At 73.8% G+C, this 13,622-nt stretch carries 15 protein-coding genes; 4 read left to right on the top strand and 11 right to left on the bottom strand.

Features of this window, described 5'->3' with window-relative positions:
• Window positions 1-50 precede the first annotated feature (50 nt).
• The 7 genes from DFH01_RS06530 to rpsA form a co-directional block, all read right to left on the bottom strand.
• On the bottom strand, window positions 51-2,570 hold the full coding sequence (locus DFH01_RS06530) for a sensor histidine kinase (protein ID WP_109869519.1): 2,520 nt from the start codon (window positions 2,568-2,570) through the stop codon (window positions 51-53).
• 197 nt (window positions 2,571-2,767) lie between these two features.
• Window positions 2,768-3,391 carry a phosphoribosylanthranilate isomerase gene (locus DFH01_RS06535; RefSeq protein WP_199231168.1) on the bottom strand — a complete coding sequence of 208 codons (624 nt, stop codon included), beginning with the start codon at window positions 3,389-3,391 and terminating at the stop codon, window positions 2,768-2,770.
• On the bottom strand, window positions 3,391-4,095 hold the full coding sequence (gene pyrF / locus DFH01_RS06540) for an orotidine-5'-phosphate decarboxylase (protein WP_109869521.1): 705 nt from the start codon (window positions 4,093-4,095) through the stop codon (window positions 3,391-3,393). Before pyrF ends, DFH01_RS06535 begins: the two co-directional genes overlap by 1 nt.
• Before the next feature lie 2 nt (window positions 4,096-4,097).
• A complete protein-coding gene (locus DFH01_RS06545) occupies window positions 4,098-4,460 on the bottom strand; it encodes a lipopolysaccharide assembly protein LapA domain-containing protein (protein WP_109869522.1) in 363 nt (120 codons plus the stop codon).
• A gap of 69 nt (window positions 4,461-4,529) precedes the next feature.
• Window positions 4,530-4,859 carry an integration host factor subunit beta gene (gene ihfB, locus DFH01_RS06550; protein ID WP_109869523.1) on the bottom strand — a complete coding sequence of 110 codons (330 nt, stop codon included), beginning with the start codon at window positions 4,857-4,859 and terminating at the stop codon, window positions 4,530-4,532.
• Between the two features lie 21 nt (window positions 4,860-4,880).
• Window positions 4,881-5,804 carry a signal peptide peptidase SppA gene (sppA, locus tag DFH01_RS06555; RefSeq protein WP_109869524.1) on the bottom strand — a complete coding sequence of 308 codons (924 nt, stop codon included), beginning with the start codon at window positions 5,802-5,804 and terminating at the stop codon, window positions 4,881-4,883.
• Window positions 5,805-5,940: 136 nt separating this feature from the next.
• Window positions 5,941-7,656, bottom strand: coding sequence for a 30S ribosomal protein S1 (rpsA, locus tag DFH01_RS06560; RefSeq protein ID WP_109869525.1), 1,716 nt, complete (start codon window positions 7,654-7,656; stop codon window positions 5,941-5,943).
• Window positions 7,657-8,023: 367 nt separating this feature from the next.
• On the opposite strand from rpsA, the gene DFH01_RS06565 reads away from it, so the two are divergent.
• Window positions 8,024-8,404 carry a cupin domain-containing protein gene (locus DFH01_RS06565; RefSeq protein WP_109869526.1) on the top strand — a complete coding sequence of 127 codons (381 nt, stop codon included), beginning with the start codon at window positions 8,024-8,026 and terminating at the stop codon, window positions 8,402-8,404.
• Here the strand turns inward: DFH01_RS06565 and DFH01_RS06570 are convergent.
• The 3 genes from DFH01_RS06570 to aroA are packed head-to-tail and all read right to left on the bottom strand — an operon-like array spanning window position 8,391 to window position 11,286.
• Window positions 8,391-9,308 (bottom strand): dienelactone hydrolase family protein, encoded by a 918-nt coding sequence (locus DFH01_RS06570; protein WP_109869527.1) that lies wholly within the window; start codon window positions 9,306-9,308, stop codon window positions 8,391-8,393. The two genes, DFH01_RS06565 and DFH01_RS06570, sit on opposite strands and share 14 nt — an antisense overlap.
• Window positions 9,305-9,940 carry a (d)CMP kinase gene (gene cmk, locus DFH01_RS06575; protein WP_109869528.1) on the bottom strand — a complete coding sequence of 212 codons (636 nt, stop codon included), beginning with the start codon at window positions 9,938-9,940 and terminating at the stop codon, window positions 9,305-9,307. The genes DFH01_RS06570 and cmk overlap by 4 nt, the downstream gene beginning before the upstream one ends.
• The gene (gene aroA, locus DFH01_RS06580; RefSeq protein WP_109869969.1) at window positions 9,937-11,286 is read right to left on the bottom strand and encodes a 3-phosphoshikimate 1-carboxyvinyltransferase; all 1,350 of its coding nucleotides are present in this window, start codon (window positions 11,284-11,286) and stop codon (window positions 9,937-9,939) included. The genes cmk and aroA overlap by 4 nt, the downstream gene beginning before the upstream one ends.
• Before the next feature lie 120 nt (window positions 11,287-11,406).
• Between aroA and DFH01_RS06585 the strand changes: the two genes are divergently transcribed.
• From DFH01_RS06585 to DFH01_RS06595, 3 genes are read left to right on the top strand one after another with little or no spacing between them, the layout of a single operon-like run.
• Window positions 11,407-11,730, top strand: coding sequence for a TIGR02300 family protein (locus DFH01_RS06585; RefSeq protein ID WP_109869529.1), 324 nt, complete (start codon window positions 11,407-11,409; stop codon window positions 11,728-11,730).
• A 28-nt stretch (window positions 11,731-11,758) separates the two neighbouring features.
• Complete coding sequence (locus DFH01_RS06590; RefSeq protein ID WP_109869530.1) at window positions 11,759-12,448, top strand: AzlC family ABC transporter permease; 690 nt, start codon at window positions 11,759-11,761, stop codon at window positions 12,446-12,448.
• Window positions 12,445-12,768, top strand: coding sequence for a hypothetical protein (locus DFH01_RS06595; RefSeq protein ID WP_109869531.1), 324 nt, complete (start codon window positions 12,445-12,447; stop codon window positions 12,766-12,768). Before DFH01_RS06590 ends, DFH01_RS06595 begins: the two co-directional genes overlap by 4 nt.
• Here DFH01_RS06595 and DFH01_RS06600 read toward each other — a convergent pair.
• Window positions 12,746-13,606 carry an amidohydrolase family protein gene (locus tag DFH01_RS06600; protein ID WP_109869532.1) on the bottom strand — a complete coding sequence of 287 codons (861 nt, stop codon included), beginning with the start codon at window positions 13,604-13,606 and terminating at the stop codon, window positions 12,746-12,748. The two genes, DFH01_RS06595 and DFH01_RS06600, sit on opposite strands and share 23 nt — an antisense overlap.
• Window positions 13,607-13,622 lie beyond the last annotated feature (16 nt).

Below are 13,622 nucleotides of genomic sequence, written 5' to 3' on the forward strand. Positions count from 1 at the left end.
GAAGACCGTCGGGCATGGCGGCGCCGGTCTAGCGCGGCTCGGCCGGGAGGTCACGCAGGCGGCGGCACGCCCTCCGCCCCGCTGATCGGCACCTGCGCCCAGCGGCCTTGCCGGCCCGCGCCCTCGCCCATGGCCAGCCGCGCCAGCGGCAGCCACGCTTCCCAGCGCAGGCCTTCGCGATCCCAGTGGCTCGCCATCCGCCCGCCGAGCTGCCGCCTGATCGTCGCCGCGATCAGGGTGGACCCGAAGCCCTGCCCGCCGGGTGGCGAGACCACCGCCGGCCCGCCACGCTCGCGCCAGACCAGATGCAGGATGTCCTGGCCGAGGATCTCCCAGCGCAGGGCCACCGAGCCGCCGGGGACCGACAGGGCGCCATGCTTGGCGGCGTTGGTCGCCATCTCATGCAGTGCCATGGACAGCGCCTGGACGGCGGAGGGCGAGAGCGCCAGCGCCGGCCCCTCGAAGCTGGCGGTGGTCGGCGGCGATGCGGCGCCGAGAAAGGGGGATAGCGCATCCTGCGCCACCTCCTCCAGGCTGGCGCCGGTCCAGCCGCCGCGGGCGAGAAGGGTGTGGGCCCGGGCAAGCGCATTGATGCGCCCCTCCACCGCCTGGGCGAAGCCGGCGGCGCTGGTGCGCGGCGTCAGGCGCAGCGCGGCCTGCACCACGGCGAGCGTGTTCTTCGCGCGGTGGTCCAGTTCATGGACCAGGATCTCCTGCCGCTCCTCCGCCTCCTTGCGGGCGGTGATGTCCTGGGTGGTGCCGATCAGGCGCGTGGGCAGGCCGGTCTGCGGGTCGTGCCTCACGGCGCGGCCGTGGCTCTCCAGCCAGATCCAGCGCCCGTCGGGCCGCAGGAAGCGGTATTCGAGGCCGTAGCTCTCGGCCTCTCCGGTCCGCAGCGCCTCCACCGCCTCGGACAGGCGCTTGCGGTCGGATGGGTGCACGCGGTCGCGCCAGGAGGGGTAGGTCGCGGTCTGATCCTGCGGACCGAAGCCGAAGATCTCCAGCGCGCGGGGCGTGCGATGCGCCGTGCCGTCACGCAGGTCCACCTCCCACGCGCCCAGGCGCGCGGCCTCGAGCGCCAGGCGCAGCCGCTCTTCCCGGTCACGCAGCGCGGCCTCGGCCAGCTTAAGGGCCGTGACATCCACATGCGCGCCCACCATGCGGGTGGCGCGGCCCTGCGCGTCGCGCTCGATCTCGCCGCGGGCATAGATCCAGCGCACGGTGCCGTCCGGGTCCACCACCCGGTATTCCTGCTCGTAGTCGCTGCCGCCGTCCTCCCCGATCGCAGCGAAGAAGCGCTGCTCGGCGCGCGTCCGGTCCTCCGGATGCAGGCGCTGGACCCAGTCCTGGTGCGTCTCCACCGACGGCAGGGATGCCGTGCTGTAGAGCTGCCGGTATTCGGGCGAGCGCAGCGAGCGCAGCCATGCATCCGGCCGCAGATCCACCTCGAAGCCGCCGACCCGGCCGATCCGCTGCACCCGCCGAAGCGCGGCGTCGGCGGCCGCCATGGCGAGGCGCAGCCGCTCGAACTCCCGCACCGGCACGGGCAGCGGCGGCGGGACCCCCGGCGCGCGCCCGGGCCCCTGCGCGACGGTTTCGGCCCAGCTGGCGAGCTGGTCGAGCGGGCGGAGCATCCGGCCGGCGAGCGCGGCGGCACTCGCCATGCCGAGGGCCAGGGCCATCAGGCCACCCCCGACCAGGGCGATGAGGGGCGCGCGCCGCGCCTCGGCGAAGGAGGATTCCGGCTCGTTGACCCAGGCGTGCCAGCCAGGGGCCACCGACAGGCGGTGGTAGGCGGTGCGGATCGCGCTGCCGTCGGGCAGGCTCCGCCCGCGCAGCACGCCGGCCTCGCCGAGCGGGCCGTCGTTGCGCGGCGGTCGCCGCTGGCCGACCACCTGGCCCATGTCGCGCGACCTCGCGACGAAGACCCCGTTGCCGTCGGTCAGCGCCGCGGCACCGCGCCCGGCGGCCGCCTGGCCGGCGAGCAGTGCCGCGAAGTTCTCGGGCAGCAGCGGCATGCCGAGGACGAAGCGCACGGTCCCGTCGCGGCTCAGCGGCACGAAGACGAAGGCGGCGGGCCGGCCGGACACCCGGCCCGTCGCGACATCGCTGATGACGGGCCGCGCCTCCGTGAAGGCACGGGCGATGGCGACGCCGCCGCCGGCGATGCCTACCCCGCCCCCCGGACCGGGCAGCGGCGCGCCGGGGGGCAGGCGGGTGTTCAGCACCTGCGTGCCGTCCGCCCTGTAGAGGTTCACCCAGCCGCCGAAGACCGCCGCGGTCGCCTCCGCATGGTCGCGCAGATGCGGGTCGCGCTCGATCGGATCGCCCTCGGGCGTGCTGGCCAGCACCTGCAGCGCCGCGATCCGGCCGGCGATCTGCGCGTCCACCGCGACGGCCAGGGCGCGGGCGGTGTCGAGCAGCCTTGCCTCCGCCGCCGCATCCTGCCGCCGAAGCGCGTCCCAGGCCGCCGCGGTACCGAACGCCATCGCGGGCAGCAGCACGACGAGGACGAGGGCAGCCAGATGCGTGCGGAGCCGCGGCGGGCGCGGCTGCGACCTGACGGCCATGCGTGCTGTGCGCCGCGCCCGGCCTGATGTCGCCCCGTCCGTCCCGATATCCAATAAGGCCTGCCTTCTGAGGGCATCCGAAGGCGGCATTGGCGCCGCCGCGGCTCAACTGGCGCTATAGAAAATGTAGCGGAAGCGCTCCGCACGTGACGACTGCGTGACCGGCCCGGTGCCGGCATACGCCCCGGGCGCCGCGGCTATGCGCGCGCCGCCGATACGAACCGAGCGATCAGGGCCGGATCCTTGACCCCGCGCCGCGCCTCGACGCCGGAGGACACATCCACCCCCGGCGCGCCGGCGATTTCGATGGCCCGCTTCACGTTTTCCGGCGTGAGGCCGCCCGCCAGCAACCAGGGGCGCGGCACCGAGGCGCCGGCAAGGACCGACCAGTCGAAGGGCGCGGCGTTGCCGCCCGGCAGCGGCGCGCCCGGCGGCGCCTTGGCGTCGAGCAGGAAATGGTCCACGGCCGGCGCATACTCCGCCAGCTGCGCAAGGTCCTCGCGCGCGGCGATGCCGAGCGCCTTCATCACCGGCAGGCCGAAGCGCGCCCTGACCGCGGCGCAGCGCGCCGGCGTCTCCTCGCCATGCAGCTGGATGATATCGAGCGGCACGGCGTCGAGCACGGCGGCGACCGCCTCATCGGACGGATCCACGAACAGGCCGACCCTGGCTGGGCCGGGCTGTACGAGGTCGGCGGCCCGGGCGGGCGTCACGGCGCGCGGCGAGGGCGGGAAGAAGACGAAGCCCACCAGGTCGGCGCCGGCCTCCACGGCGGCCCGCATCGCCGCGGCATCGTTGATGCCGCAGATCTTGACGCGGATCACCGTGCGGCCAGGGCGCGCGCGATGGCGGCGGCGGCGGCGGCGGGATCGGCGGCGCGGGTGACGGGACGGCCGACCACGACGAAATCCGCGCCGGCCTCGGCCATCTCCTCCGGCGTCGCGGTCCGCGCCTGGTCGTCCGCGGCGCTGCCGGCGGGCCGCACGCCGGGAACCACCAGCGCCGGAGCTTCGCCCAGGGCATCGCGCAGCGGTGCCACTTCCCGCGGGGAGCAGACGAGGCCGTCCGCCCCCGCCGCCACGGCGAGGCGCCCGAGCCGCAGCACCTGCTGCACGGGACCGCCCGCCACCCCCGTCTCGGCCAGGGCCGCGGCGTCCAGGCTGGTGAGCACCGTGACGGCGAGGATGCGGATGCGATCGCCGCCGCCTGCCTTCTCGGCGGCCTCGCGTGCCGCGGCGATCATCGCCGCGCCGCCGGCGGCATGGATGGTCAGCCAGGCGGGCCGCAGCGGCGAGAGTGCACGGATGGCGCCGGCGACGGTGTTGGGGATGTCGTGCAGCTTGAGGTCGAGGAAGACCGGGCCATGCGCGGCGATCCGCCGCACCGCGGCGCCGCCCTCGGCCGAGAACAACTCGAGCCCGACCTTGAGCAGCGCGGCCTGGGGCGCGGTCGCGCGCGCCCAGCCTTCCGCCGTGGCAAGGTCAGGCGCGTCGAGCGCGACGCAGAGGCCGCAGCGCCGCGCCATGCTCAGCGGCGTGCCGGCGGGACCAGGGCGGTGGAGGCCGGGACCACCGCGGCGTCCGGCACGCGCCCCATGGCAACCTCGCGCTGCGCCTTCTCGTCCCGCGCCTTGTAGGCGGCGAGCTCGCCTTCCATCAGCCGCGCGGCCTGCTCGAGCCGCGCCCCGCGGCGGCGCGCCGGCAGGGTGGCGCCCCAGACGACCAGCGCGCCGGCCAGGAAGGCGAGGGCGGCGATCAGCAGCGCGGCGATGCCGAGCGAGGAGACCCAGACGAGGTCGAAGGGCCAGAGGCGGATCTGCACGTCCTGCTGGTTCGACAGGGCGAACAGCGCCAGCAGGATCACAAGCGGCACGAACAACACCCAACGCATGGCGGTCCCCTCGTCGAAGCAGGCGGGATATCCGCGACCCTTACGCCCGGCCGCGGCGGCCGAAAAGCGTCAGCCGACGGGACTGGGCGCGCGCGGCTTGCGCGCCGGCGCCTGGAGCGGTCCGCCATTCACCCGCTCGCGCAGTTCCTTGCCGGGCTTGAAATAGGGCACGGCCTTGGCCGAGACCTCCACCGCGGTGCCCGTGCGCGGGTTGCGCCCGGTGCGCGGGTCGCGCTTCTTGATCGAGAAGGCGCCGAAGCCGCGCAGCTCCACCCGGTCACCGCGCGCCAGGGCCTCCGTGATCTCATCGAAGATCGTGGACACGATCAGCTCGACGTCGGGCTGCCGCAGATGCTGGTTCGACGCCGCAAGCTGGGCGATCAGTTCCGACCGCGTCATCGGTCTAGCCGAGCCTTCTCCCTACCTGAAGGCAGGCTGCCAAAGGGCGCGCACGCGGTCAACGACAAGCCATTCCGACGTCAGGTCGCGCAGCGCGCCGGCCATGGCCGCGCCGAAGGTTCGCTCGGCGAAGCCGCGCGTCTCGATGTCGCGAATCGGCAGCGAGGAGGGCACGGCGCGCTGCTCCGCCAGCCAGGCGCGCGCCTCCGCCTCGCCGCCGATGGCGTCCACGAGGCCGAGCTCGATGGCCTGGCGGCCGGTGAAGATGCGGCCATCCGCCAGCTCGCGCACGCGCTCGGCCGGTAGCCTGCGGCCCGCGACGACCTTGGCCACGAACTGCTCGTGCAGGTCGCGCACCACGCTCTGCAACTGCTCGCGCCCTTCCTCGGTCAGCGGGCGGAAGGGGCTCGGCTGCGCCTTGAAGGCGCCCGAGGCGATCGTCTCGGCCCGCACGCCGAGGCGCGCCATCAGCTCCGACGCGTCGAAGGACTGCAGCAGCACGCCGATCGAGCCGGTGACGGTCGCTTCCCGCGCGAAGACGCGTTGCGCCGGCAGCGCCGCCATGTAGCCGGCCGAGGCGGCGGTCCCGCCCATCACGGCGATCACCGGCTTGTCCTGCGCGACGCGGGTGAGGCTGGCGTAGAGCGCCTCGCCGCCGGCGACGCTGCCGCCGGGGCTGTCGATGGCGACGATCACCGCGCGCACCGCATCGTCCCGCCGCGTGCGCTCCAGCGCCTCCGCCAGGCGGCGGTCGTCGCCGATGAAGCCTTCCACCTTCAGCCGCGCGACATGCGCGCCGCCCGGCAGCAGGCCGGCCGCGTCGTCGCGCAGCGCCACGGCGAAGGCGATGAGGCCGGCGACGGCCAGCACCGCGAGGCCGCGCCAGAGGGACAGCCGTCGCTTCAGCCGGCGGCGGTCGAGCAGGAGATCGGCATCGAGGGACATGCCCCGCATATGCCTGTCCGGCCCCCGCGGGCCAAGGGCCGTTCGCGATGCGGTCGCAGTACCGTGCCCGAACGAAAAAGCCCCGGGCAGCGGCGCTGCCCGGGGCCTGGTCCAACCGGCCGTGTGGCCGGAAGGCTTACTCCTCGCCGCCCTGGTTCCGGCGGCGGATGGCGGCGCCCAGGATGTCGCCGAGCGAGGCGCCGGAGTCGGAGGACCCGTACTCCTGCATCGCCTGGCGCTCCTCCTCGACTTCCTTGCCCTTGATGGTCAGGGCCAGGCGGCGGCCGGCGCGGTCCACGGCGGTGACCTTCGCGTCCACCTTCTCGCCGATGGCGAAGCGCTCGGGGCGCTGGTCGGCGCGGTCGCGGGCGAGCTCGGCGCGACGGATGAAGCCCGTCAGCACGTCGTCCACCTTCACCTCGATGCCGTTGGACTCGACCTTGGTCACCACGCAGGTGACGACCTCGCCCTTGCGGATGCGATCCAGCACTTCCGCGGCCGGGTCGGCCTGGAGCTGCTTGATGCCGAGGGAGATGCGCTCCTTCTCGACATCCACGTCCAGCACCTTCGCCTTGACGGTGTCGCCCTTCTTGAAGTGCTGCATGGCGACCTCGCCGGGCTCGTCCCAGCTGAGGTCGGACATGTGCACCATGCCGTCGAGATCCGGGCCGAGGCCGATGAACAGGCCGAACTCGGTGATGTTGCGGATCTCGCCCTCGATGACGGCGCCGGGCGGGTTCGCTTCGGCGAAGACATCCCAGGGGTTGCCCACGGCCTGCTTGAGGCCGAGCGAGATGCGCCGCTTCGGGCCGTCCACGTCGAGGATGACCACGTCCACTTCCTGGCTGGTCGCGACGATCTTGCCCGGATGGACGTTCTTCTTCGTCCAGGACATCTCGCTGACGTGCACGAGGCCCTCGACCCCCGGCTCCAGCTCCACGAAGGCGCCGTAGTCGGTGATGTTGGTGACGCGGCCGGAGAACTTGCCGCCGACCGGGTACTTCGTCGCGACATTCTCCCACGGGTCGGCCATCAGCTGCTTCATGCCGAGGCTGATGCGCTGGGTCTCCGGGTTGAAGCGGATGACCTGCACCTTGACCTGCTGGCCGATGGTGAGCGCCTCGCTCGGATGGTTGATGCGGCGCCACGCGATGTCCGTCACGTGCAGCAGGCCGTCCACGCCGCCGAGGTCCACGAAGGCGCCGTAGTCGGTGATGTTCTTCACCACGCCGTCGAGCACCATGCCTTCCTTCAGGCCCTGGACGAGTTCCGCGCGCTGCTCGGCGCGGGTCTCTTCCAGCACGGCGCGGCGGCTGACGACGATGTTGCCGCGGGCGCGGTCCATCTTGAGGATCTGGAAGGGCTGCGGGCTGCCCATCAGCGGCGTCACGTCGCGGACCGGGCGGATGTCCACCTGGCTGCCCGGCAGGAACGCGACCGCGCCGCCGAGATCCACGGTGAAGCCGCCCTTGACGCGGCCGAAGATCACGCCGTTCACGCGCTGCTGCGCGGTGAAGGACTTCTCGAGGTTGGTCCAGGCTTCCTCGCGGCGGGCCTTCTCGCGCGAGAGGATGATGGCGCCGTCACGGTCCTCGTAGCGCTCGACGAAGAGCTCGATGCTGTCGCCGACCTTGACGTCCGGCTTCTGGCCCTGCGGGGCGAATTCCTTGAGCGGCACGCGGCCTTCGGACTTGAGGCCGACATCCACGACGGCGACGTCGTCGTCGATACGGACGACCTTGCCGGTGATGACGGAGCCGGCGAAGCCGGTGTTGTCGCCGAGCGTGGCGTCGAGGAGGGCGGCGAAATCCTCTTCCGCGGAGGGGCGGGCGAGGGTGGTGGCACTTGCCATGCGGTGGGTGGTTCCTGGATCTGGCCCGATGCGGGCCAAGGGGTATGCGCCCCCGCGGGCCTCGCCCACGGGCACGACCTGGCTGCGTCGGTCCCCTGTGGATCCGGGCGGCCCTTCGGCTGAAGGCGGTGTGACGGTCCGCCGCTCCCGGCCCCTGCTGTGGCGGCTGATCCCTCGCGGAATCGTCCCCGGACCGCCGTAACGAAGGGCACCGCAGCGCCCGGGGGCGTGCGGTTCGGCGGTGCGGTTACGCCGCAAAGCTTAACGGAGTCAAGGGAAATCGGCCCATGCGGCGGCGATCCGGCCGGAATCTGGCGCTCGCGGCGCGGTCTGCGGCAAGCTCACGGCCCGATCCCCGGAGACGACCATGTCCGCCAGCCGCACCCTGCCCCCCTCCGCCCGTCCCTTCACGCGCTCCGCCGAGGCGGAGACGACGGTGATCACCGCGGTGGAGGGCCGGCCCCTGCCGGGTCCGGTGCGGCTGCGGACGTTGGCGGTCACGCCGAGCATGGTCTTCGTCGAGACCACCTTCGCGCCCGGCGTCGGCTCCCCGCCGCACAGCCATGCCGACCATGACTCCATCGTCTATGTCGTGCGCGGGCGGATGCGCGTGACGATCGGCGGGGAGACCTGGGAAGCCGGACCGGGCGACGCGTTCCAGCACCTGCCCGGCGTCGTGCATCACATGGAGGCGCTGGAGGAGACGGTGACGGTGGAGGTGAAGAGCCCGCCGGTCAGGACCTGGTAGGCAGACCGAACAGGCGGCCGATGAACGCCAGCGCATCCGCCCGCGCCGCGGCGCCGGCCGCGGAATGGCCGCCGACATGCGCTTCCCGCGCGACGCAGGGATCGTCATAGGTGAAGGGCGCGCCGGTCGCGGCATTCACCAGCAGGCCGGGCTCGATCTCCTCGATGCGACAGTCCCGCACGCTCTGCGCCGGGCCGCGCGCCGCGGCGCCGGACAGCGGGTTGTCGAAGCCGTGGTGGCCGCCGGGATATTCCAGCAGCGCCGCGTCATGACCGGCCGCGGCCAGGCGCTCTACATGCTCGCGCGCGCGGGAGAGCGGGTTCATGTCGTCCGGCGTGCCGTGGAACACCCGGATCGGCCCGGGGATCATCGCCGTGTCCTCCAGGTAGCGCGTCGCGCAATCCGGGTAGAAGGCGAGGTTGCCGACCGGCCGCGGGCCGTCAGGGTTCCACAGCCGGTGGAACCGCGCCATCGCTGCATAGAGCGCACCCTGCCCGCCGCGCGAGAAGCCGAGCACCGCAAGCCGCGCGGGATCGAGCAGCGGATGCGCCGCCAGCAGCGCGAGGGCGCGGTAGATGTCGAGGCAGAAGGCCAGCCGCCCGAGACGCGCCTGGTCCTGCGAGACGCTGGCGAGGCCGCGCCCGCTGAACCCGTCCAGCACGCAGGCCGCCGCACCCATCGCGTTGATCTGCCGCACCCAGAGCGGAATGGACGGCCCGATCCCGCCGGAGCCATGCATCAGCAGCACGCAGGGCTGCCGTCCGCCCCCTTGGGCCAGCGACAGCATCGCCGCGAGCGTGGTCGGCGCACCAACGGCCTCGCCGCGCAGGAATTGCGCGTCGCTCAGGGTCAGCGTCTGCACCGGATGCAACTCGATGCGCGCGGGCAGGTCGCTGAGGCTCATGCCGGCATCCGTGCGCGCACGAGGTCCAGCGCCGCGGCAAAGGCGGCGGCTGCGTCGAGATCCGTGGTGTCCAGCACCACCGCATCGGGGGCAGGCTTCATCGGCGCGGTGGCGCGCTGCGCATCCTGCGCGTCGCGCGCGGCCATCTCGGCCTCCACCTCCGCAAGGTCGCGCGTGACGCCCTTGCCCTGCAGTTCCAGCCAGCGCCGCTTCGCACGCGCGGCGGGGCTGGCGGTGACGAAGAGCTTGGCCGGGGCGTCGGGGAAGATGACGGTGCCGATGTCGCGCCCGTCCATCACCGCGCCGTGGCGGCGGCCGAAATCGCGCTGCCAGTCGAGCAGCGCCGCGCGCACCTCCGGGATCACCGCGACGGCGGAGGAGGCCATGTCGGCCTCCGGGGTGCGGAGGTCCTTCCGTTCCAGGTCGGCCGCCGTCAGCGCGCGGGCCTCGGCCGCGGCGGTGGTTGCGTCGCGCGGATCGCCGCCGCGGTCGAGCACGCGGCGCCCCACCGCACGGTAGAGCAGGCCGGTGTCGAGATAGGGCAGGCCAAGCTCGGCGGCGAGCCTGCGGGCAAGCGTGCCCTTGCCGGCGGCTGCCGGACCATCGACGGCAACGACCCGCGGCGCGCTCACGGCGCGCCCAGCGCCTCCCCGCCCGCCAGCCGGTTCATCAGCGCGGCGAAGCCGGGGAAGGAGGTCTCGATGAAGGCGGCGTCGTCGGCCGTGACGGGGCGTTGCGCCGCCAGGCCGAGCACCAGCGCGCTCATCGCGATGCGGTGGTCCATATGGGTCACCACGGTGCCGCCGCCGGGCGGCGGGCCGCCCGCGCCATGCACGACCAGGTCGTCCCCCTCGATCGCGAAGCGGATGCCGTTCGCTTCCAGCAGCGCGGCGGTGGCGGCCAGGCGGTCGCTCTCCTTCACGCGCAGCTCCTTGAGCCCGCGCATGCGCGTGGTGCCCGCGGCGGCGGCGGCGGCCACGGCGAGGATCGGGTATTCGTCGATCATCGAGGGCGCACGCTCGGGCGGGACATCCACGGCGCGGAGTGCGGAAGCCTTCACGCGCAGGTCGGCCACCGGCTCCCCGCCCTCGATCCGCTCGTCCAGGCGGGTGATGTCGGCGCCCATCTCGGCGAGAGTGGCGAAGAGGCCGGCGCGCAGCGGGTTCATCCCCACGCCGCGCAGCAGGATCTCGCTGCCCGGCACCAGCAGGGCCGCGACCGCGGGGAAGGCGGCCGAGGAAGGGTCGCCGGGCACCACCACCGGCGCGGCGACCAGCTCCGGCTGGCCGGTGAGTTCGATCACGCGGCCGTGGCCCTCGATGCCGACTTCGACGGTCGCGCCGAAGTGACGGAGCATGTTCTCCGTGTGGTCGCGCGTCGCCTCGGGCTCCACCACGCGGGTGATGCCGCGGGCGCAGAGCCCCGCCAGCAGGCAGGCCGATTTCACCTGCGCCGAGGGCACGGGCACGCGATAGTCGAGTGGCAGGGGATCGGCCGCGCCCTCCACCGCCAGCGGCAGCCGGCCGCCGGCGCGGGTGGCGAAGCGGGCGCCGGTGGCCGACAGCGGCTCGGTCACCCGCTTCATCGGGCGCTTCCGCAGGCTGGCATCGCCCGTCATCACCGCGAACAGCTTGTGGCCGGCCAGAAGGCCGCAGAGCAGCCGCGCCGCGGTGCCGGAATTGCCCATGTCCAGCACGTCCTCGGGCTCGACCAGGCCACCGATGCCGCGGCCGGCCACGCGCCAATGCCCGCCGCCGAGATTCTGCACCGTCGCGCCGAGCGCGCGCATCGCCGCCGCGGTCCGCAGCACGTCCTCGCCTTCCAGCAGCCCGGTGATCTCGGTGGTGCCGACCGCGAGGGCGCCGAACATCAGGGCGCGGTGCGAGATGGACTTGTCCCCGGGGACGGCGGCCTTGCCCGAAAGGGGCCGGGCGGGCGCCCGGGCGGCCAGGAGACGAGCGGCGGGGGTGTCGTGCATGGGCGGCGCGTTTGACATGGGGGGCGCAAAGTGGCAATCGCGCGGGTCATTTTTCAGCCCCGCAGCGCGCAGCCGCCACACCAACCCTGCGCGCTGCGGGGCCTTTTGCGAGAACACTCCATGGCCAAGCCTGAACTCGGACTGAAGCGCGTCTGCGTCGCCTGCGGCACGAAGTTCTACGACCTGATGCGCGCACCGGCGATCTGCCCGAAATGCGGCACCGAGCAGCCGGCGGAGCAGCCGAAGCTGAAGCGCGCCCCCGCGCCGCCGGATGACCGCGTGAAGAAGCGCGCCGCCCCGGCCGAGGCCGATGCCGACGACATCGTCGAGGTGGACGCCGAGGAGGGCGACGAGGCGATCGAGGACGCCGAGGAGCTCGAGGACGCGGACGAGACGCTCGGCGACGAGATCGAGGTCGAGAGCGACCGCGAGGAAGAGACCTGATCCTCGCCGCGCGGGCCGGGGCGACGGCGTGTCGCCCTTCCGCATCGGCCTGACCGAGGCCCTCGGCGCCCCGGCACTCGCCATGGGCGCCACCTTCCTGGCCTTCGGCGCCGCGGTCGCCGAGGTCGGGCTGACGCTCTCCTGGGCGCTGCTCTGCACCGCGACGGTCTATGGGATGGCGGGGCAGCTCGTGCTGCTGGGGCTGGCCGCCGGGCCGGGCGGAGCGGTGCTGCCGGCCGTCGTCGCTGCAACGGCCGCCAATGCCCGCTTCCTGCCGATGTCGGTGGCGATCGCGCCGCTGCTCGGGCGCGGCTGGAAGCGCGCCCTGGCGCTGCCTTTCATCGCGATCACGCCCTGGGCGCCGGCGATGCGCCGGCTGCCCGGCCTGCCGGAGCCGGACCGGCTGGCCTGGTTCCTGGGATTCGCACTGGCCTCCTGGACGGCGGCACTGGCGGCGACGGCGGCGGGGCATCTGCTGGCGCCGCACCTGCCGCCCTTCCTCCGCGCCGCGTTGCTGTTCACCAACCCGCTCTATTTCGGCCTGCTGCTGGCGGCCGACCTGGCGCGGCCGGGCGTGCGCCCCGCGGTGATCGGCGGAATCGTGGCGGCGCCGCTGGCGCTCTGGCTCGGCCCGGCCTGGGGGCTGCTGGCGGCGGGGCTGGCGGGCGGCACTGCCGCTTTCCTCTGGCAGCGACGCGGGAAGGGGTCGCGCCGGTGACCGGTGCCGACCTCGCCCTGGCGCTGACCGTTGCCGCGATGGTGACGCTGCGCGGCGCGGGGCTGCTGCTGGGCGGCGTGCTGCGGCCCGATCATCCGGTGATCGCCTGGGCGGCCGCCGTCTCGGTCGCGACGCTCGCCGCCTTCGTCGTGCTGGCGATCGCCGTGCCGGGCGGGCTGCTGGCGACGGTGCCCTGGCCGGCGCGGGTGGCGGGCGTGCTGGCCGGCGCGCTGGGGTGGCGGCTGTTCCGCGGCGCGCTGCTGCCGGCCCTGCTGACCGGCCTGGCCGGGCTGATGCTCAGCTGGTGGGCGCTGGGCTGAACCCGTAGAGAAGCGCCGGATTCTCCACCAGGATCTTTTGGCGCGTTGAAGCGTCCGGCGCCCAGTCGGTGAGCGCGTCGAGCAGCGCGGCGTCGTCCGGCATCGCCGTCGCGTTCGGATGCGGCCAGTTGGTGCCCCAGAGCATGCGATCCGGCGCGGACCGCACCAGCGCACGGGCAAGATCGCGCACGGCAAAGGGATCGGCCTGGTCCAGCGCATAGGGCGACGAAAACTTCACCCAGCCGGTGCCGGCCTGCAGCCGGTCCATCACCACGCACCAGGCGGGATGCGCCGCCCAGTCCCGCAGCGGCAGCAGCGCGAAATGGTCGAACACCACGTCGCAGGGCGCGGCGCGCAGCACATCGGCGAGGTCGGCGATCATCGCCGCGGTCATGAACACCTGCAGATGCCAGCCGACGTCCGCCAGCCGCTTCGCCAGCGGCGCGACATCCGCGGCTGTCAGCGGAGGGCCGGAGACGAGGTTGGCGCGCGCGCCGCGCACGCCCTTCGCCGCCATGACGCGCAGATCGGCGGGCTTCGCATCGGGCGGCACCACCGCGACCATGCGCGCGCGCTCGCCGGCCTGCTCCAGCGCCGCCAGGTGCAGCGAATTGTCGAAGCCATAGGTGGAAGGCTGGATCAGCACATGCCGCTGCACGCCGAGCCGCGCCAGCAGCCGCGCATGATCGGCCAGCGTCGCCGTCGCATGCGGCCGCCCGCCCGGCGCGATCGGCGCGGCGGCGTCGTAGACATGGTGGTGGCAGTCCACCGCGCCGGCCGGCACCGCGAGCCTCGGCCGTTCGGTGCCGCGGGTGAAGGGAATGGCGTGCTGCTCCATAGGGTCTAGGCTAGCC

Origin of the sequence: Falsiroseomonas bella (genome assembly GCF_003173615.1) — a bacterium.
Lineage (GTDB): Bacteria > Pseudomonadota > Alphaproteobacteria > Acetobacterales > Acetobacteraceae > Falsiroseomonas > Falsiroseomonas bella.

Bases quoted from the DNA above. Each gene is read 5' to 3' on its own strand.
- DFH01_RS06545 (WP_109869522.1), bottom strand. From the start codon at position 4,460: ATGCGTTGGGTGTTGTTCGTGCCGCTTGTGATCCTGCTGGCGCTGTTC.
- pyrF (WP_109869521.1), bottom strand. From the start codon at position 4,095: ATGGCGCGGCGCTGCGGCCTCTGCGTCGCGCTCGACGCGCCTGACCTT.
- DFH01_RS06585 (WP_109869529.1), top strand. From the start codon at position 11,407: ATGGCCAAGCCTGAACTCGGACTGAAGCGCGTCTGCGTCGCCTGCGGC.
- sppA (WP_109869524.1), bottom strand. From the start codon at position 5,804: ATGTCCCTCGATGCCGATCTCCTGCTCGACCGCCGCCGGCTGAAGCGA.
- DFH01_RS06600 (WP_109869532.1), bottom strand. From the start codon at position 13,606: ATGGAGCAGCACGCCATTCCCTTCACCCGCGGCACCGAACGGCCGAGG.
- rpsA (WP_109869525.1), bottom strand. From the start codon at position 7,656: ATGGCAAGTGCCACCACCCTCGCCCGCCCCTCCGCGGAAGAGGATTTC.
- aroA (WP_109869969.1), bottom strand. From the start codon at position 11,286: ATGCACGACACCCCCGCCGCTCGTCTCCTGGCCGCCCGGGCGCCCGCC.
- ihfB (WP_109869523.1), bottom strand. From the start codon at position 4,859: ATGACGCGGTCGGAACTGATCGCCCAGCTTGCGGCGTCGAACCAGCAT.
- DFH01_RS06570 (WP_109869527.1), bottom strand. From the start codon at position 9,308: ATGAGCCTCAGCGACCTGCCCGCGCGCATCGAGTTGCATCCGGTGCAG.
- DFH01_RS06565 (WP_109869526.1), top strand. From the start codon at position 8,024: ATGTCCGCCAGCCGCACCCTGCCCCCCTCCGCCCGTCCCTTCACGCGC.
- DFH01_RS06530 (WP_109869519.1), bottom strand. From the start codon at position 2,570: ATGGCCGTCAGGTCGCAGCCGCGCCCGCCGCGGCTCCGCACGCATCTG.